A 17,152-nucleotide genomic window follows, 5' to 3' on the forward strand; every position below is an offset into this window, starting at 1 on the left:
AGGACGGGAAATATCTTAAATACTACTGTATATAAAAACAGGTATTTTAAGAGGTATGCCATGATCCTTTTTGTCACTCCCGCATCTGAGCCAGCACTGTCAACCGCACCACTTTTCACAGAGCGCTGTCCGGCAGGTTTTCCGTCACCGGCCGCAGACTATACCGAAGACGAACTGGATCTGAATGCCTACTGTATCCGTCGCCCCAGCGCGACCTATTTTGTCCGGGCCATTGGCGACTTGATGAAAGATATGGGCCTGCACTCCGGCGATTTAATGGTTGTCGACAAAGCTGAAAAACCCATGCAGGGGGATATTGTTATCGCGGAAACAGATGGCGAGTTCACCGTTAAACGCCTGCAGCTTAAACCCCGAATAGCCCTGCTGCCGATGAATCCCGCCTACCCTACCCTCTACCCGGAGGAACTGCAGATATTCGGCGTGGTGATGGCATTCATACATAAAACGCGGGGTACTAACTGATGTTTGCGCTCGCTGATGTGAATTCTTTCTATGCGAGCGGTGAAAAGGTGTTTCGTCCTGACCTGCGTAACAGGCCTGTTGTGGTTCTCAGTAACAACGATGGTTGCGTCATCGCGCGCAGTGCCGAAGCGAAACGGCTGGGTATTAAAATGGGCGTCCCCTGGTTCCAGCTGAAGACGGCACAATTCCCGGAGCCGGTCATCACGTTCTCGAGCAATTACGAGCTCTATGCGTCTATGTCGAACAGAGTTATGTCTCATCTCGAGGAGCTGGCGCCGCGCGTGGAGCAGTACAGCATCGACGAGATGTTTCTGGACATTCGCGGCATAGACCGCTGCATTAATTTTGAGGACTTCGGCCGGCAACTGCGCGAGCACGTGCGCTCCGGTACCGGGCTGACAATCGGCGTCGGGATGGGGCCGACCAAAACACTGGCTAAAAGCGCGCAATGGGCGTCGAAAGATTGGCCACAGTTCGGTGGGGTGCTTGCCCTGACGTCACATAATCCGAAGCGAACGGAGAAACTGCTCTCACTGCAGCCAGTGGAAGAAATCTGGGGAGTAGGTCGCAGGATCTCAAAGACGCTTAATTCGATGAGCATCACTACGGCACTGCAGCTGGCGCGTGCGAACCCTGTATTTATCAGGAAAAATTTCAACGTTGTGCTGGAGAGAACCGTCCGAGAACTCAACGGAGAAAGCTGTATTTCGCTGGAAGAAGCGCCTCCGCCGAAACAGCAGATTGTCTGCAGCCGCTCCTTTGGGGAGCGTGTCACGACATATGAAGCCATGCGGCAGGCAGTCTGTCAGTATGCTGAGCGTGCAGCTGAAAAGCTGCGCGGCGAGCGTCAGTTCTGCAGGTATATTGCCGTTTTTGTGAAGACGTCACCGTTCGCTGTAAACGAACCGTATTACGGGAATGTGGCCAGTGAAAAGCTGATGACTCCCACGCAGGATACCCGGGACATCATAGCCGCAGCGGTGAAAGCGCTGGATCGGATCTGGGTGAATGGCCATCGATATGCAAAAGCAGGTTGCATGCTCAATGATTTCACTCCTACCGGTGTTTCACAGCTGAATCTGTTCGATGATACTCAGCCCCGAAGCAACAGTAATCAGCTGATGAAAGTCGTGGACGGTATTAACCATTCTGGTATGGGGAAAGTGTGGTTTGCGGGGCGAGGCATTGCTCCTGAGTGGCAAATGAAACGAGAAATGCTTTCACCAGCCTATACGACTCGCTGGTCTGAATTGCCAGTAGCCAAACTATGACGAAGCAAAAACACAAGAAAATTCGTGGTGATTTCACTATGAAAGAATTTTAAAAAAATCTTTATAATCAATATAATAGACTTCAAAAAAGCATGGTGAAAAAAGTAAAAAAAAGATGCCATTTGGCATCCTTTTTTTTAAAATTCTTATCGCTCCGATGAAGGCAGTTTTTCAAGAATACGCTTAATAGCTTCATCAATCTCTGACTGCACTTCATTAGATATACGTGAGAATTCATAAACAACAAGCCGCTTCTTCGAGTCAGTTTTCTTCCTTGCAAACTGGTTGCGATCAGCAAACTCTTTCAACTTCTCAGTTTCAACAGTTTTTGCAGGCCGGTCCATAAGAGCTTTGCTCTCTGTCCGAAAGACTGACAGGATTTTGCTTTTATCAATTGCTGGATAATCAGGCAGAGCCATCAGCTTTTGCCGCACTTTATCCATCAACTCCTTCACTGACGTTTTTTTGTGGTTTGCTTCTTCAGACAGTTTCAACAAAAATTGATAATCCGACAGCGAAATATCATTTATTACAGGAAATACAGAGATCATTTCGTCCGGTACTGATGCCGCCTGAAATGCCCGTGTAACTTTTGCAGAAGAGATATTTTCAGCCAGAGCGATCTCTTCTTTAGTCATACTGGTCCCATAGGTAACTTCCAGTCGTTTTCCCAGTTCGCGAAGACTATGCTCTCTTGCAGTCTGTATGTCTTTTGCAAGCTGCCTTGCGTCTGCAAGATCAATATCGTCTTTTGTTACCAAAATTTCGAATTTTACGTTGTTATAGATGCAGGCAGCCCGACGACGAGTACCGTCTAATATTTCAATTCGTCCGTTTACTTCCCGACCAATAGCCGGAAAGAATTGTTGAAGTTTAATCGTGCGGGAAATGTCAGTAACTGACTCGCGCGAAAGCATAGCCTGATCGCGTCCATTAACCGAAGCATCAACGAACGTCTTTGATTCAATCTCTCCGCTTAACACTACCGTTTTGACAAATTTGGCCTGCTTACCTGATTTAAGGGTAAAGGTTTTAACATCTCCGTCACCTTCAAGCATACGGGCGAACTCTGAATTGCTATTACCCAGAACGCGCCCACGAGCTAAAACCTTTTTCATTTGGACGCTCCCCGGATGTATTCAATGCGGTCAAAAACGGCTTTAGTAAAACGCTCCGCTTCGGTACGTGCTTTTTTCAATGCCTCTGCGCTTCCTGGATACGAAACAGGGTTAGCACTGATGATAGTGTCAAAAGATTCACCACATCGTTCGAACCCGTCCAATCGAGGAAGTGATGAGTCAAGAATATTACTTGCATACACCTCACGAGCCAGACTATGGGAAGTTTCGTGATCGCGCTTACTGGTCATTTTGGACATAAACCCTATGCTCGCACTTAGGCGAGGCTCAACCCCTTCTTCTTCTAGACGTTCGAGCATTTCAGGTAAACGAGTCAGATATTTTAGGGTTGAATGGAAATCAACTTGCGCCGGGGGAGTAGGGGTGAGAAGCAAATCACTCGCAGCCAGGCCATTAAGAAGGAACGGATCAAGATGAGGACCAGTATCAATGAAGACAAAATCATAATCGCCGGCGATACGGTCAATGATGGTTTTCCTGAGTACTTCAGAAGGCTTAAAACCTGGTAAGTGTTCGGCAACCAAAGCCTCCCATTGACTTGCCACAAAGCCGTCATCAATAGAAGCAGGGATGACATCAACGCCAGGAATAATAGTGGGCCGAATAACTGCTTCTCGCAGTGTTTCAGCATCGAGATTATTTAGCATTGCCTGGGCGGCGGTTTCAAGAACAGTACCAATGCTATGGGTATGGTCCAAAAACATAGTGCTGGACGCCTGCGGGTCAAGGTCGATCACAAGGATACGAAGGTCATGACGTAGCAAATCCTGATGTACTCGTAGTGCATGCGCCAGCGTGACTGTGCTGACAGTTTTTGATACCCCACCTTTCAAGTTGACGACAAAGATTACGTAAGGTTCTTTATGAACATCGCGATATTTTGGTATCTGTCGGTGAGCGTATATATCAATCACGTTCTGAATTGTTAGTGCATATTGCTCGACGTTGCCAACCTGCTTTTTATTAAAATCATAGCCGCTTTCTTCCATTTCTTTCATGGCCAGTTCTACGATGCGTCGGCTTAGCTTCGGCAATTTTGCAACCGCATTACGAGTATATGTTTGATGATACTCTGTCAGATTGAATTCCTTTCTTTGCTCCTCAATATCCCGGCTCATGGCCTGAAGTAGAGCGCTTGCTCTGAGCGCTATGGTACCGACACTACCGTAATCTCGTTTCATAGTTTTCCCCTGAGATAGATTCCCTGCCCATGAATTGCGTATAAAGCTCAATCACATTGTACACAACAACATAAAACGTACAACACATTTTGCATTGTCAATAATTTGATGTACGTAGACAACCATCATTCACATTGGAACGAGTCGTTAGACATGAAGGAGTAGGCAAAGCGTTGGAATAACCCGGCGGGAGCGTCAAACTGTCACATTGGGGTATGCTCTATATATACCACCAGTAAAAATACCGACGAATGTTATTGTGACCACATAAGTGATACCATAGTATGCAAGACCACTTAAATGTTACCAGAAGGACAAATAATGTTCGTTTTTGGTTACCTCCGGGCATCAACATCAGAGCAGGATGCCAGCCGGGCAAAAAATGCACTGAAGGCATTTGCAAACCAACATGGCCACCGTATTGCTGGCTGGTATATCGATAATGTATCCGGTACGACAATGAACCGTCCTGAACTGATCAGGCTACTTGGTGATGCTGAACCAGGTGATGTTATTCTCATTGAACAGGTCGACAGGCTTACCCGTCTGGATGATAAAGGCTGGGAGACACTCAGAAAACAAATCACCGACAAGCAGCTGGCCATCGTCAGTCTTGATCTACCGACAAGCCATCTGGCGCTATCCAGCACAGTAAGTGATGACTTTACCCGAAGTATGCTGAAGGCCGTAAATGGCATGATGCTGGATATGCTCGCCGCTATTGCCCGAAAAGACTACGAGGACCGGCGACGGCGCCAGGCTGAAGGTATAAGCAAGGCAAAAGCGGAGGGCAGATATCGGGGCAGGGTAGCCGATGCACAGAAACATGAATTGATACGCACTCTGCGTCTGGCCCACGGAAAATCACTGCGTGAAACAGCCCGGCTAGCTGGCGTATCAAAGATGACAGTAATCAGGGTCTGTAACGGCAATCATAAACAGGATACTGATTGACGATACTTATTCACGTTAGGTCAGAACAAACAATTAAGCTTATGGAGCGAATATGGCTGAAAGAATATCTCAAAGAGAACAGGAGTTGTTGGAGGAATTCCTTTGTACTGTTCTGGATGATTTCAGTGAAGGCAGTATAACCCGCCATCAGGCTGTCAGGGGTATTGCGACATTATATACAGCTGCCGCAGAAGGACGGAGAGAAGAGGCTTTAGAATATCTGAGAGAGGGAAGAAAGTTGCTAAGGCAGTAATTGATGATGAGTAAAGATGGTTTAGGAAGGGGACCGAACCACCCCGGAACGGTCCCCTGAAGGAATGGCAATTCCGTTCACCGCCAATATTAGCTTTTTCCGGGCTGTGATAACATCTCCGGGTCATTTTTCAGAGCCAGGGCAGATGAAGAAGAAAAACAGCACACCCACTCCTCACGATGCCACGTTCAGGCAGTTCCTGACGCAACCGGATATTGCCCGGGATTTCATGGAAATCCACCTGCCTGCAGAGCTGCGAGCAGTCTGCGATCTCAGCACGCTGAAACTGGAATCCGGCTCGTTCGTTGAGGATGATCTCCGCCAGTATTTCAGCGACGTCCTCTATAGCCTGAAAACTACAGCCGGCGACGGCTATATTCATGTTCTTGTCGAACACCAGTCAACGCCCGACAAACATATGGCTTTCCGCCTCATACGCTATGCGGTAGCTGCCATGCAGCGCCACCTGGAGGCAGGGCATAAAAAACTGCCACTGGTGATACCGGTGCTGTTCTATACGGGTAAACGCAGCCCGTATCCGTACTCCACCCGGTGGCTGGATGAGTTTGACGATCCCGGGCTGGCAGGCAAACTATACAGCAGCGCTTTCCCGCTGGTAGACGTTACGGTCATTCCGGATGATGAAATCGCTGGCCATCGCAGCATGGCCGCCCTGACTTTACTGCAAAAGCATATTCACCAGCGAGACCTGGCAGAACTGGTTGACCGGCTGGCGCCCATCTTGCTGACGGGATACTTGTCTTCATCGCAGGTGATATCGCTGGTACACTATATAGTGCAGGCAGGCGAAACATCCGACGCCGAAGCCTTTGTACGCGAACTGGCACAGCGTGTGCCGCAACACGGAGACGCACTTATGACCATCGCACAACAACTCGAACAAAAGGGTATTGAGAAAGGTATCCAGCTTGGAAGACAGGAAGGTCGTTCAGAAGGTGAGCGCGAAGCGACTCTGAAAATAGCCCGTACCATGCTCCAGAACGGCATTGACCGCAATACCGTCATGAAAATGACCGGTCTGACCGAAGACGACCTGGCGCAGATCCGCCACTAATCACCCTTTCCTGGCACTCCCTGTCTGGCCATCAGCGAATACTGGTGGGGCAGGGAGGCACCAGACTCAGGCTCTGCCTGCCAGCCACAGCGATTAAACAGCTTCATCACCCCCGCTACGTTCCCAGTCAGACGCGCTGTCAGCGGATTTATCTGTCGGCCGCTGTCGTCAAAAGCAACATCGAGGTTGGCCCGTGAGAGATAAATGCCGTTCACGCCTGCACTGAGCGCCACAGCATTCCGGCCGGACCATTCCCGATCGCTCAGCAGACGGTAGTTCCAGTGCATATCTTTGGCTGTTTCCAGCGCATAGGTCAGCCGGAACAGGTCGTTCTGTTCAGTCAACTCACCGGTACAGGGACGCCAGAGGTAATTAAGCTTGCTGGCCAGCTTCGCGCTGACGCCCAGCTGGCGGCCCTGTTTCAGCAGCCACTCGATGTCGGGAGCGACATCACGCGAAAAACGCCGTTGCTTCAGCGCAGTCGCCAGCCAGCGGGTAAGAAAGAGAATGAGCTGTCAGGATATCAGCCGGGAGATTGAGGACTTGTATGCCTTCAGCGTCTCGACGGCGACTATCAGCGCCGTAACAGACAAAGTTATCCCGGAACTGAAACAGTGGCAGCAGCGCCCGCTGGAGAAGGTGTATCCCTTTGTCTGGCTGGATGCTATCCATTATAAAGTCCGGGAGGATGGCCGCTACCAGAGCAAAGCGGTTTACACTGTGCTCGCGCTGGATCTGGAGGGCAGAAAAGAAGTTCTCGGGTTATATCTGTCTAAAGTGAAGGCGCAAACTTCTGGCTGTCGGTACTGAGCGACCTGCAAAACCGGGGTATTGAAGATATCTTGATTGCCTGCATGGATGGTCTCACAGGCTTTCCGGAGGCGATTAACAGCATTTATCCGCGCACGGAAGTCCAGTTGTGTGTGCTCCACCAGATACGCAACTCAATAAAATATGTGGCATCAAAGCATCACAGGGTATTTATGGCAGATCTGAAGCCGGTGTATCGAGCGGTGTCAAAAGAAGCCGCAGAAACGGCACTGGATGAACTGGAAGCGAAGTGGGGACAGCAATATCCGGTAGTAATCCAGTCCTGGCGTCGAAAATGGGAAAACCTGTCACACTACTTCCGTTATCCGGCAGGTATCCGCAAAGTGATTTATACGACTAATGCCATAGAATCCGTGCACCGTCAGTTCAGAAAACTGACGAAAACGAAAGGCGCCTTCCCCAATGAAAACAGTCAGTTAAAGATGATTTATCTGGGGCTGATGAACGCCCGGGAAAAATGGACAATGCCAGTTCTGAGCTGGAATTTGACATTGTCACAATTAGCGATTTATTTTGAAGGTCGTCTCGATAAAGTGATGACGTTGTAGCATTTTTAACGTGACACAGAATTCTGAACGCTCTCGAAACGGTAAAATAAATTTGGTTCACTGACTATCCACAACGTTCCCTGGTCATCGGAAGCGATTCCCTCCGCCTGCGGTATGTCGCTGCGCAATCCACCATGTCCCCGGCGCAGCGACATCACTTTCCTGCTGCCGTCCAGGTCCGACACCAGTACCAGGGCTGACTCATGGGAAAGCACATACAGGAGCCCGTTGTTCCCGTCATAATGCAGACCAGAGATATCCTTGATAAACCACGGCAGCGATGCCTCCCGGGTGATGGTGTCACTGATCATCATCCCGTTTTTGCTGTGTCCGGCACGGTAAATCCGAAGAGGTTTTTTTTCCTGGGCAATAATTAGTTTATCCCTGCCCTTACTACTGGCAAGTCCCTCAAAACCGGCATTATCGCTGCTCCTGTTTATATCCAGAGTCATGGTGTATACCGCCGGTGATAATTCTGTAGTAGTACCGTCAATACAATGGGTGGAGAGTGTCCGCTCTCTCTCCCGGGCCAGAATATAGCGATTCTGACCAAGGTACTCAATGGCCTCAAAATCATGGTCACGATCCGATGGTATTACCCGTAGTACATTCCCTTCTGTATCAAGTTCGATTACTGTTGACGGATGATCTGTCACAGCAAATAATGTACCGCTATCCGGGTTCCACGTCAGACCGGACAATCCCCCTTTTAATCCAGGGATTTCTTTTTCTGCTGTAAGATTCCATCCCGTTTCTTTCAGATAATACCTCTCCGGAAAACACAAGGTAACTACCCCGGCCGTTATCAGGAGAGCAGCAGTAGTCAACTTGTATTTAAGTAAATGTCTCAGTTTCATGGTTCATGGTATTCAGTTCATCATATTACATGCCGGCACTGACAAACCAGATCACAGTCAGTGCGCCAGTCAGAAAGCCGGAGGTAAATACACTGGTCAGCAACAGGAAAATCAGCGTCAGCAACGGAAAGCCTCCTCCGGTTCGCCCGGCCCCCGTTTTATCAGCTGGCATCGTCTTTACCGACAAGCAATGTCCGGACCACGGACGCATAACGGTTTCTGAAATCATCCGCAGAAAATGCGTTGAAAGCAGCATTGTTGATATGGTAACGGCCACGGACATAAACGGAAGGCGTGCCCCTCACACCATATTCCCTGAACAATCGTTCCTGCAGTGCCACTGTCTCATTTACTGCCGAACTCTTTATTTCCCGGTCATATGCCTCCCCGGTTATCCCGGTGGTGACCATGAATACCCGCCGAATGTCCTCCGGTGAGCGCAGGCGTTTCTCCACCATACCTGCGGTAAAGAATGCCTTCTCCACGGCTTCGGTTTTGTTCATCACAATGGCCAGCGCCCAGGCCCGTGTCAGCTCATAGCCGAGCAATCCTAGCTGGCTGACATGGTACTTGACCATCCGGTCACCTTCTGAAAGCTCCCGCCGTATGGCCAGGTCCACGCCCACCGTCTGTGAGAATGCATGGCAAGGCGGGCAGTAAAAGGAAAAGAATTCCACCACGGCCTGAGCATCAGCAACGGGGGGCGTGACGTGCTCCCATTCCTGTGCAGCACTGGCACGGACGCATCCGAGAAGCAGAAAAGAAAACAATGCTCCCCGCATAGAATTTAATTTCCGGGCATGATTTACTGGCACAGAAGCACTCCATGTATATTGATATACGGAATAAATACTGATTGATGGTGTTATCTGAAACAGGCACCAGACCTTATTTTATCCGGTTCCATTATTTTGCCAATCGTCAAGTTGTTCCGGTCATGAATACTCCAGAATAAAAAGTACCGACGCACAAAAGACCAGCGCCATTAAAATAACAACAGAAATACTGGCGTAATAAATTATCTTCATAAATATCATTAATAACTTCCAGGAGTATTTATTCTGACAAACCTATTCTGCATCCGGGCTGTTATCATCCAGAGAATGCTCACGGTTCAGATCGGTATATACAGTTACCATACCCTGAAGCAGCAGCGCAGGCAGCAGCGTGGCATCGTTCCTGACGCCGAGGCGCTTAAAGGCCCGGCCTTTCTGGGTGGAAATGGTCTTAACGCTGCGAAAGCAGAGGGCAGCAATCTGCCCGCTGTTATATCCCTGTAACAGCAGCCGGATAACTCGCCGCTCCGCCGGACTCAGGTCGCCGTTGCTGTTAAACTCAATGCAGAGCCTGCCATACCAGAGCCGGCTGCTGATTCTGCGTTCCGGGAGACCAGTTATAATAGTCGCCATAATCCGGGAACTCCCTTTCCGATGTTCACTTTCCCGACCACCCCAGCAGTATGGAGTTGCTCAAGGTAAGTCCTGGCCTGGTATATTGTCAGACCCGTTGCATCAGCAATATCCCGGGTTTTAAGTGGCTCACATGTATCAGCATCCAGTCGACTCCGCATTGCAGTAACAATATGGTCGAAACTATCTTTAGACATTATATTTTTCCGTACATACAGAATTCTGACAAGCCATATATACTCACTCCTGAAAGCAGGTTTCATCATTTAAAATATTTGAGCAATACTTTTATTTCCACAGCGTAAGAAGAGAACTCAGGAAAAAGGCCATTACGACCATCTATTCTGCCATCAGTTGTACTCAGCATGATAGACCCCGGTAAAACTGAATGCCCCTGGTGAAACGTCTCCTCCCCGGGTATAAAGACCGATGGCAAGGGACAGGGCATCATTATTCACAGGTAACTGAATCTCTGAATTATCCCAGTGGATATCACCCTTTCTGCCGCCCCCCTCATAGCCGAGGATTAGTCCTACTCCCGTGTTGTTATCAAACAACACGCCTGGCAACCCCTGCTTCATATCAGGAGAACTAAAGCGGAGAGAGATACCGGACACATTCACACAGTCAAACGCCATATTCTGCACTCCCAACTGACTGCGGTTGCGACTGTGCTCTATCTGACGGAATTCAGTTGGCGTTGCAGAAAAAATAAACTGCAGGTCTTTTCCTGAAGTTATTGTGCAACTCCCCGAGTTCACCTTTCCCTCCAGATTCACGCTGACTTCTCTGGTACTGTTCTGTTCCCGGGAACTGCCGGTATATGTCATCAGCGGAAGGGTAAACGCTCCGGATGGATAAGGCTTTTCAGCCTGTCGGACAGTAATGTCAACCGCGCCACCACGTCCTTTTTGCAACGTATCCGCATCTGCACTGCTAAGACTGAGGGACACCTCAACCCCTTTCATCAAGGTTGTGTATCGGGTGGTCTCATTTCTCAGCGGGAGTAGTGAGCCATCATATAAAGTAATCGTACCGCTCTCCTGACATACCTCTTCACAGACGGGTGGCAGATCAATACGAGTGACAGCCAGCGCATCCGTATTTTTTTGAGTCCGGGGCTTCAGCGTGATATCCCCGAGAGAGACTGTGAGATTCTCCGACATGAGAGCCATGGTGTCGGGGGAAATTCCTACCAGAATCATCAGGGCGAATAATTGTCTTTTCATAAATTACCTGCATTCCACCGTATTGTTATAGGGGACCTGTTCACCACGTCCACCTGTGTCATAACTGAACTGACAGCTGGCATTTCCCCAGTTAACCCTGACCACGCCCTGAGTATTCATCCCGGTCATATACACTTGTCCCTGATCGGCAAAAAAAGCGGTCTTATCATTGCCTGCGGCGTCCTTTACACTGGCAACAGCCCCCATAGGAACCGGGCGGCTACGGTACATCACTTTAAAAAGTGCCCGTTCCCCTGCACTTACACCAAAAATAACCGGAATGACGCCTCCTCTGGCAGGGACTATCGTCCGGTCTGTTTCCGTAACATCCACACCGGGTTTCAGGGATGTCACATCCAGAGATAACTGGTTTTTCTGATAAGGCTGCAGATTACTGACAATGGCGTTACCAAAATAATCTGTTTCCACATTCGCCCTGCTGCTGATCCTGACACCGGATATTCCTGGTGTGCTGATAACGGCGACGGGGGCTTCCATGGACAATCTGCGTCCGGCAGTGATACCGCGTCCGTGTGCCACAAGCCCCCCACGAATCCCTGCATTGAGACGGTGGTTATCTCCTCCACTGTAATACCCTGCCGACATCTCTGACAGGCTGCCACTGTAATTAACCTGCAGTCCCTGCAGACTGGATTTCCCCTCCGTTTTTCCGGTACTGGCCGCCAGTGCAAAGCGACCATCCTCAGTCGGCGAGATATTCACGCTATTCTGACTGGTCAGGCGACCATTTTCCCCCGAAAGACGACTGGACAGGGACACTCCTCGTCCTTTCTCATAAAGAGCAACTGAAACGGACATGCCGGCGATTTTATCTTCCTTGTTATCGACAGTCCGGCTCTGATCAAACCAGGTATTCAGGCTAACCCTTCCAAAACCAATATTATGGTTTACCCTTACCCCGGTCAGATTTTTCTCGCCGGACCAGTAGCTCTCTCTGCGGCCGGTCACAGAGAGGTTGCCTGCCTCACCCAGACTCTGAACAACAGACAGATCGAAACGGTTCTTTCTGTTGGGGGGATTATCACCATCAACCTGATAGCGCAGGGCTTCTTCAAAGCTCATATAATCCCGGGAAGAATACCGGTAGGCAAAGAGACCGAATGATGTGCCGGTAGCATCAAAATCACGATACCAGGATGCACGGGCTGACTGACCGGAAAGCGACCTTCCCCCCGGGAGATTCCCTGTAGAGGACAGAGTCAGATCTGCCGAGACAGCCCCCAGCCCGTCAATTTGTAATCCTGTACCTGCACTCCAGGCTGAATATCCGGACGAAAGCAGCCCTCCACCATACAGTGTCAGACGATCACCCGCCCCGTAATACAGTACGGCCTGGCTGAAATAACTGTCATCCGTGCCGGCAAAGTCACTGACACCCGAAACGATGTTATATTTCAGTCTTCCTTTTGTCTGCAGAACAGGGAGTGAATCAGCTGACTGCGAATAACTGCGGATACTCCCGTCAGCTTCCTTGATCTGGATGAGATAATCTCCGCCGCCATTATCCATTATTCCATCAAGGGAAAAAGGCCCCGCCGGCAGGTTCGTCTGATATATCACGCGGTTGTTTTTTATCACACTGACCGTTGCAGACTGACTGTTCACCACGCCCCGAATCGCTGGCGTATAGTTACGAAACTGACTCCGGAGCATGTCGTCCCTCGATGACAGCATTACCCCCCTGAACGGCACACTTTCAAAAAGGTTTCCGTCACTCCACGCCTGCCCGGCCGTAAACTCCCCCCCCTGACCCCAGGCATAATCCCGCTGAATATAGGTACGCAGTGAACTGAGCGGACTCTCCCGGGAGTCAGTACGTGACCAGGTGCTTTCATTACGCAGCCGCCAGCCCAGGAGATTCACCCCTCCCTGAAGCCCCAGATACTGGCTGGTATCGGTCTGCTCTCCGGAACGGGTGTCACTGTAACTGTAATCATAATTCATCAGCAGCGCCGGCTCTCCGGCCTGCCAGGAGCGAGGTGAGGTGGTAAAATAATCATTATTCTGCAGATATAGTTGAGGAAGCGTCAGGCTGAGACGACGGCTGTTCATGTCCGTTTTCCAGAGAAAATCAGGCAGGTTTTCCGGTACCTGACAGACCGAGTTTTCCTCAGAGGTATAGTTAATCCCCAGAGCTGCCGTATCCTTTGCTGACAGACAGGGAAAGGGATCTCCCCCTTTGTGACTTCTGATAAAATGAATATTCTGCCGGATGATGAACTCACCGTTAATATACACCGCCAGCAAATACTCCCCCGGAGGAAAAGTACTCCCCTGATTAAAAAGACTGAGATCCACATCAGTGCTGCCGGCAATTCCCATCCCTCTGAAAAAACCGGGATCAAAGCTGTAGTCAGCCTGAACCTGAGCAGGGAGCAGTGCAAACAGCCCCAGCGCCCCGGTTTTCAGCGCAACAGAACAGATTCCTTTCATATTCCTAACCTTTCAGACTGACACTGACCAGAGGAGTGATGCCACCAAAGTCATTAATCAGGCGATAATTTATCTTTTGTGGCACTGATTTTGTTGTGAATGTGACGTTACCAAAAGGCGATACCATCTGACGGTTAATATTGTATTTCACGCCATCCACTTTTATTTCATTAAAATTCATATAGAATGGTGTTGGGTTAATAATGGAAATGGAACGCCCCTCAGCCCTGAACTGCAGTTTTTTGTACTCTGCTTCCATATCTGTATCCGCCAGATTGCTGGGTCGGTAGAAAACTTTAATTTTAGAGTTAATGGCAATAATTATTTTCCCTCCCAGACTGTCGTTTTCCGTTTTACTTTCGTCCGATGATGTTCCGGGAATGCTGAGGACATTCAGATAAAAAACACTTTCCCTGTCACCGGGCAGTCCACTATTATCGAGAAGGTAAAGTCTGAGCTGAACAGCTCCATTCTCGTTCAGACGGTAAACAGGAGGAGTCACTACCCATTTATCAGCCACTGCCATATTATCAACGCGGGTGACCCAGGCACGAACCAGATAGGGAATATCAGACGAGGTGCTGCTTATTTTCACAGATCTGGAGGTGTCTTTCTCGTTGTAAATAATCCGGGTAGCATCAAGCCATGTCCCCCCCCCGGCCAGCGAGTTAAAAGCAATAAATAACATCGCGCAGAAAAATATTTTCACAGCTGACATAATGCCCCATCCTTATACCTGAGTATAAATAAATTGAGAATAAGGGACGATGACGTCCCTTATTAGACTACTTTAATTCAGGATGTTGTTATGGGTATTCCACAGACCAGGTCGGAGCGGCGGTAAAGTTACCGACATAATTTCCAGTATCAACACCAGTAGAAACAGCTGTTTTCACAACTAAATCAACCGGTATAGAGAAAGCGCCTTTATCCTGGACAGCAGAAATATCGATGTTATTACCAGAGCCATCAAGCATAAAGAAATTAGCTGTAGAAGACGGAGTCAGCTGATAATACAATGGTGAATACTGCGAGTCTGCACCATTCGAATAACTAAATCCTGCTTTTTTAAGGGCGCCAGAACCACCTGCACCATCTGGAGCACTAACATCCCTGGTGAGTTTCATAACGATGGTGTTACCGGCAGCACCACAGTCCTTGAAATCAAAACTGACTGTATCTTTGTACAATTCCGCATTATGCGCCGCAGCATCGATATTTGCAGGTACTAAATTCGGAACCGTCAGGCTGGTTTTACTGGGGGCTACCGTACAGGTTGATGCGCTAATGGTACCATTGATAGTCAGCGTGCCGTTGCCCACAGGCGTGGCTGCTGCGACCACACCAGAAGCCATCAGGCAGATCGCAGCCAGAGATAATTTAGTTTTAAGTGACATAATGAATCCTTTTAATGTATACACATAAATATGATATGGATGGCAAAGGCCATCATCGATTAGTCAGGCAAACATAACAAATCTGTGATAGCCTTTATTCCTTAACCATTGGAAACTCCTTAATATTTATAAAAAATAAGACAAGTAAACCCATCTTTTATATAAATAAAGGCAGCACTTTTACTTATCAGTCAGCATAAACTGCATGATACGGTAAACTGCATGGCTGACCATCTGCGTATTCCTGTATTTGACAGAAAAGTAACTCTGCGTGACTGCGTTATTTTCGCAGGCCTCTTTTCTTGATTTTCCGTAAACCAGTACCTCTTCAAGGGCTTTATACATTTTTTCATTATTCACAGAAGATATAGTCATCAGTAACCGAAAGTGTCGGATATCTACACTGCCCGGAATTAACTCTCCCTGCTGATAAAATCCCTGAGGCTCTTCAGGGAAATTTTCTTTACTTTCATGTAGCATAATTATTTCTCCGTTTGTCTGTACCCTTATATTTTTAATGACTGAATGAATTCCCTCGAAAAATTTTTTATACCAATCATGTTCATAACCTGACGCCGGTACAAATAAACCACCTTGTCACTTATCTGTGCACATTTTCCTGTTTCTGCTACAGACAAGCCGCATACCAGCCAGTCCATAACCACCTCCCGTATCCTTTCAGAGGTGACCAGCCCTGCAAGCCGGTGACGAAGATAATCATTAAGGTGTTGTCGTAGTGACATATCCGTCATACCGGTATATCTGTCATGAAGAAATACACCACCGGAACAATGAGTACCAGAAAACACATCCTGCCTGAACAGATCCAGCGGAGTAAAATCAGGGTATGCACACAACACTGCATCATATTCGTACAGAAAAATGTGCCCGAAATATTCACTGATTATACGATCTGAAAAAAGGAAATATTTTTGTATAAAAATAACCGGAACAGCCGGAAAATGATTGCGAATCATATATATCAGATAGAATGAATCCCGGAGACTGATATCAAGAATGATACATTCTGGCTTCATTTCTAATGCCTTCTCTATCAAAGTTTCCTGGCTTGTTGAAAACTCAACCCGGATACTGCGATCAGCTTTAAAAATATGCCTGAGGGCTTCACCAGTCATCTGATTGGCGGAATATACAATAGCAATCAAAATCATTTTTCCGAATTTTCACTATTTTCACTATTTTCACTATTTTCACTATTTTCTTAATAAATCATAAAAACCAGAAAATTAATAACCGTTTACGGAATCAATCCTATTGATAATAAATTTTTATGGATAATAAAAAAAACAGATTGATACGATCGATTTTGCTGGTTAATATATTTATTGCACGAAATACCCGAAAAGTAACGCTAGTTATTATAACAAATGATACCATTACACCAAAATTATAAGACCTTATTTAACATACTGTTACATGTTTTTTTCTTGTTGTTATGTTTGTTTTTTATACCATATCAAAATAGGATAGATATCACGAAAAATACCTATTACATGGAAATATCGAGTTATAGTAAAATATAAATATATTTGAAAGCCATCAAAAATAAGACGGTTTCATACAGAAATTCATTCTCTGTATACCAGTTAAAATAATAATGAAATAAATACCGTATCAATTAGTGATTAAAATCTGACAAATAATTATATCTTCCGACGAAGATGCTCTCGGTGGCATGACAGGTATCGTATAAATTTTTTGCTGAGGGCCACATTGATAATGGTTGGGACAAAAGAGGTTGCACAAATGCTTGTTTGTGCGTGAACCCGCACTTATCACAGCGACAAGGTCACTCACGGCGCTGTGCATCCAGTCAGGCAGGTACACGTAACATTCGCCATCTGGCTCCAGATATTCCGGGCGTATCGAGACCCAGAACAGATCGCCTGCGGGTTTACCGTCCTGAAGACGCTGCACCAGGGCGAACGGCTCCGGCCGTTGTTCCAGCAGAAACGATTTTTGTTGCAGCACGGTCAGCGTTTCCCCCTGCATCAGCGTTCTGGCGTGGCCGTGTTTATTTGCCAGCACGTCCGGCACGATTTCACGGCTG

At 47.9% G+C, this 17,152-nt stretch carries 18 protein-coding genes and 2 pseudogenes; 6 read left to right on the top strand and 14 right to left on the bottom strand.

The window, feature by feature from the left end; all coding sequences use genetic code 11:
• Window positions 1–60: 60 nt before the first annotated feature.
• Together umuD and F4V61_RS20285 are read left to right on the top strand one after the other, a co-directional pair.
• A complete protein-coding gene (umuD, locus tag F4V61_RS20280) occupies window positions 61–483 on the top strand; it encodes a translesion error-prone DNA polymerase V autoproteolytic subunit (protein ID WP_079799407.1) in 423 nt (140 codons plus the stop codon).
• Complete coding sequence (locus F4V61_RS20285) at window positions 483–1,754, top strand: Y-family DNA polymerase (RefSeq protein WP_079799408.1); 1,272 nt, start codon at window positions 483–485, stop codon at window positions 1,752–1,754. Before umuD ends, F4V61_RS20285 begins: the two co-directional genes overlap by 1 nt.
• 146 nt (window positions 1,755–1,900) lie before the next feature.
• Here the strand turns inward: F4V61_RS20285 and F4V61_RS20290 are convergent, their stop codons facing one another.
• Together F4V61_RS20290 and F4V61_RS20295 are read right to left on the bottom strand one after the other, a co-directional pair.
• Window positions 1,901–2,872: a ParB family protein gene (locus F4V61_RS20290; protein ID WP_079799409.1), complete on the bottom strand. Its 972-nt coding sequence runs from the start codon at window positions 2,870–2,872 to the stop codon at window positions 1,901–1,903.
• Entirely contained in the window at window positions 2,869–4,074 is a 1,206-nt protein-coding gene (locus F4V61_RS20295) for an AAA family ATPase (protein ID WP_032648871.1), read from the bottom strand. Before F4V61_RS20295 ends, F4V61_RS20290 begins: the two co-directional genes overlap by 4 nt.
• 321 nt (window positions 4,075–4,395) lie before the next feature.
• Between F4V61_RS20295 and F4V61_RS20300 the strand changes: the two genes are divergently transcribed.
• The 3 genes from F4V61_RS20300 (at window position 4,396) to F4V61_RS20310 (ending at window position 6,356) form a co-directional block, all read left to right on the top strand.
• On the top strand, window positions 4,396–5,028 hold the full coding sequence (locus tag F4V61_RS20300; protein WP_079799410.1) for a recombinase family protein: 633 nt from the start codon (window positions 4,396–4,398) through the stop codon (window positions 5,026–5,028).
• A gap of 52 nt (window positions 5,029–5,080) precedes the next feature.
• The gene (locus F4V61_RS20305; protein WP_079799411.1) at window positions 5,081–5,281 is read left to right on the top strand and encodes a hypothetical protein; all 201 of its coding nucleotides are present in this window, start codon (window positions 5,081–5,083) and stop codon (window positions 5,279–5,281) included.
• A gap of 145 nt (window positions 5,282–5,426) precedes the next feature.
• Window positions 5,427–6,356: an Rpn family recombination-promoting nuclease/putative transposase gene (locus F4V61_RS20310; RefSeq protein WP_080160936.1), complete on the top strand. Its 930-nt coding sequence runs from the start codon at window positions 5,427–5,429 to the stop codon at window positions 6,354–6,356.
• Here F4V61_RS20310 and F4V61_RS20315 read toward each other — a convergent pair.
• Window positions 6,353–6,865, bottom strand: a complete 513-nt coding sequence (locus F4V61_RS20315) for a DUF2913 family protein (protein ID WP_079799412.1) — start codon at window positions 6,863–6,865, stop codon at window positions 6,353–6,355. The two genes, F4V61_RS20310 and F4V61_RS20315, sit on opposite strands and share 4 nt — an antisense overlap.
• Here F4V61_RS20315 and F4V61_RS20320 point away from each other — a divergent pair.
• A pseudogene (locus F4V61_RS20320) lies at window positions 6,864–7,735 on the top strand (IS256 family transposase); the annotation flags it as partial. The gene F4V61_RS20315 and the pseudogene F4V61_RS20320 sit on opposite strands and share 2 nt — an antisense overlap.
• Window positions 7,736–7,740: 5 nt before the next feature.
• On the opposite strand, the gene F4V61_RS20325 reads toward F4V61_RS20320, so the two are convergent.
• The 11 genes and pseudogenes from F4V61_RS20325 to F4V61_RS22550 form a co-directional block, all read right to left on the bottom strand.
• A complete protein-coding gene (locus tag F4V61_RS20325) occupies window positions 7,741–8,592 on the bottom strand; it encodes an SdiA-regulated domain-containing protein (protein ID WP_079799413.1) in 852 nt (283 codons plus the stop codon).
• Window positions 8,593–8,753: 161 nt separating this feature from the next.
• On the bottom strand, window positions 8,754–9,407 hold the full coding sequence (locus F4V61_RS20330; RefSeq protein WP_232082003.1) for a DsbA family protein: 654 nt from the start codon (window positions 9,405–9,407) through the stop codon (window positions 8,754–8,756).
• Between the two features lie 255 nt (window positions 9,408–9,662).
• Window positions 9,663–10,001 carry a helix-turn-helix domain-containing protein gene (locus F4V61_RS20335; RefSeq protein WP_079799415.1) on the bottom strand — a complete coding sequence of 113 codons (339 nt, stop codon included), beginning with the start codon at window positions 9,999–10,001 and terminating at the stop codon, window positions 9,663–9,665.
• Window positions 9,986–10,162 (bottom strand): FaeA/PapI family transcriptional regulator, encoded by a 177-nt coding sequence (locus tag F4V61_RS22890; protein ID WP_275952354.1) that lies wholly within the window; start codon window positions 10,160–10,162, stop codon window positions 9,986–9,988. Before F4V61_RS22890 ends, F4V61_RS20335 begins: the two co-directional genes overlap by 16 nt.
• Before the next feature lie 189 nt (window positions 10,163–10,351).
• Window positions 10,352–11,230 carry a hypothetical protein gene (locus tag F4V61_RS20345; protein WP_079799416.1) on the bottom strand — a complete coding sequence of 293 codons (879 nt, stop codon included), beginning with the start codon at window positions 11,228–11,230 and terminating at the stop codon, window positions 10,352–10,354.
• A gap of 3 nt (window positions 11,231–11,233) precedes the next feature.
• Window positions 11,234–13,684: a fimbria/pilus outer membrane usher protein gene (locus tag F4V61_RS20350; protein WP_080160893.1), complete on the bottom strand. Its 2,451-nt coding sequence runs from the start codon at window positions 13,682–13,684 to the stop codon at window positions 11,234–11,236.
• 4 nt (window positions 13,685–13,688) lie between these two features.
• Window positions 13,689–14,402: a fimbrial biogenesis chaperone gene (locus F4V61_RS20355; protein ID WP_079799418.1), complete on the bottom strand. Its 714-nt coding sequence runs from the start codon at window positions 14,400–14,402 to the stop codon at window positions 13,689–13,691.
• Between the two features lie 88 nt (window positions 14,403–14,490).
• Window positions 14,491–15,081, bottom strand: a complete 591-nt coding sequence (locus tag F4V61_RS20360) for a hypothetical protein (RefSeq protein ID WP_080160892.1) — start codon at window positions 15,079–15,081, stop codon at window positions 14,491–14,493.
• Window positions 15,082–15,261: 180 nt separating this feature from the next.
• Entirely contained in the window at window positions 15,262–15,561 is a 300-nt protein-coding gene (locus tag F4V61_RS20365; protein ID WP_079799427.1) for a PapB/FocB family fimbrial expression transcriptional regulator, read from the bottom strand.
• A 26-nt stretch (window positions 15,562–15,587) separates the two neighbouring features.
• Window positions 15,588–16,253 (bottom strand): hypothetical protein, encoded by a 666-nt coding sequence (locus F4V61_RS20370; protein WP_080160891.1) that lies wholly within the window; start codon window positions 16,251–16,253, stop codon window positions 15,588–15,590.
• Window positions 16,254–16,716: 463 nt separating this feature from the next.
• Window positions 16,717–17,152: pseudogene (locus F4V61_RS22550) on the bottom strand (hypothetical protein); the annotation flags it as partial.

The sequence above is a fragment of the Salmonella enterica subsp. arizonae genome (assembly GCF_008692845.1).
Classification (GTDB): Bacteria; Pseudomonadota; Gammaproteobacteria; order Enterobacterales; family Enterobacteriaceae; genus Salmonella; species Salmonella arizonae.

Excerpts from the sequence above, each read along its gene's own strand:
- F4V61_RS20305 (WP_079799411.1), top strand. The coding sequence starts at position 5,081 with ATGGCTGAAAGAATATCTCAAAGAGAACAGGAGTTGTTGGAGGAATTC.
- F4V61_RS20365 (WP_079799427.1), bottom strand. The coding sequence starts at position 15,561 with ATGCTACATGAAAGTAAAGAAAATTTCCCTGAAGAGCCTCAGGGATTT.
- F4V61_RS20325 (WP_079799413.1), bottom strand. The coding sequence starts at position 8,592 with ATGAAACTGAGACATTTACTTAAATACAAGTTGACTACTGCTGCTCTC.
- F4V61_RS20310 (WP_080160936.1), top strand. The coding sequence starts at position 5,427 with ATGAAGAAGAAAAACAGCACACCCACTCCTCACGATGCCACGTTCAGG.
- umuD (WP_079799407.1), top strand. The coding sequence starts at position 61 with ATGATCCTTTTTGTCACTCCCGCATCTGAGCCAGCACTGTCAACCGCA.
- F4V61_RS20360 (WP_080160892.1), bottom strand. The coding sequence starts at position 15,081 with ATGTCACTTAAAACTAAATTATCTCTGGCTGCGATCTGCCTGATGGCT.
- F4V61_RS20290 (WP_079799409.1), bottom strand. The coding sequence starts at position 2,872 with ATGAAAAAGGTTTTAGCTCGTGGGCGCGTTCTGGGTAATAGCAATTCA.
- F4V61_RS20295 (WP_032648871.1), bottom strand. The coding sequence starts at position 4,074 with ATGAAACGAGATTACGGTAGTGTCGGTACCATAGCGCTCAGAGCAAGC.
- F4V61_RS20300 (WP_079799410.1), top strand. The coding sequence starts at position 4,396 with ATGTTCGTTTTTGGTTACCTCCGGGCATCAACATCAGAGCAGGATGCC.
- F4V61_RS20370 (WP_080160891.1), bottom strand. The coding sequence starts at position 16,253 with ATGATTTTGATTGCTATTGTATATTCCGCCAATCAGATGACTGGTGAA.
- F4V61_RS20335 (WP_079799415.1), bottom strand. The coding sequence starts at position 10,001 with ATGGCGACTATTATAACTGGTCTCCCGGAACGCAGAATCAGCAGCCGG.
- F4V61_RS20345 (WP_079799416.1), bottom strand. The coding sequence starts at position 11,230 with ATGAAAAGACAATTATTCGCCCTGATGATTCTGGTAGGAATTTCCCCC.
- F4V61_RS20285 (WP_079799408.1), top strand. The coding sequence starts at position 483 with ATGTTTGCGCTCGCTGATGTGAATTCTTTCTATGCGAGCGGTGAAAAG.
- F4V61_RS22890 (WP_275952354.1), bottom strand. The coding sequence starts at position 10,162 with ATGCGGAGTCGACTGGATGCTGATACATGTGAGCCACTTAAAACCCGG.
- F4V61_RS20355 (WP_079799418.1), bottom strand. The coding sequence starts at position 14,402 with ATGTCAGCTGTGAAAATATTTTTCTGCGCGATGTTATTTATTGCTTTT.
- F4V61_RS20350 (WP_080160893.1), bottom strand. The coding sequence starts at position 13,684 with ATGAAAGGAATCTGTTCTGTTGCGCTGAAAACCGGGGCGCTGGGGCTG.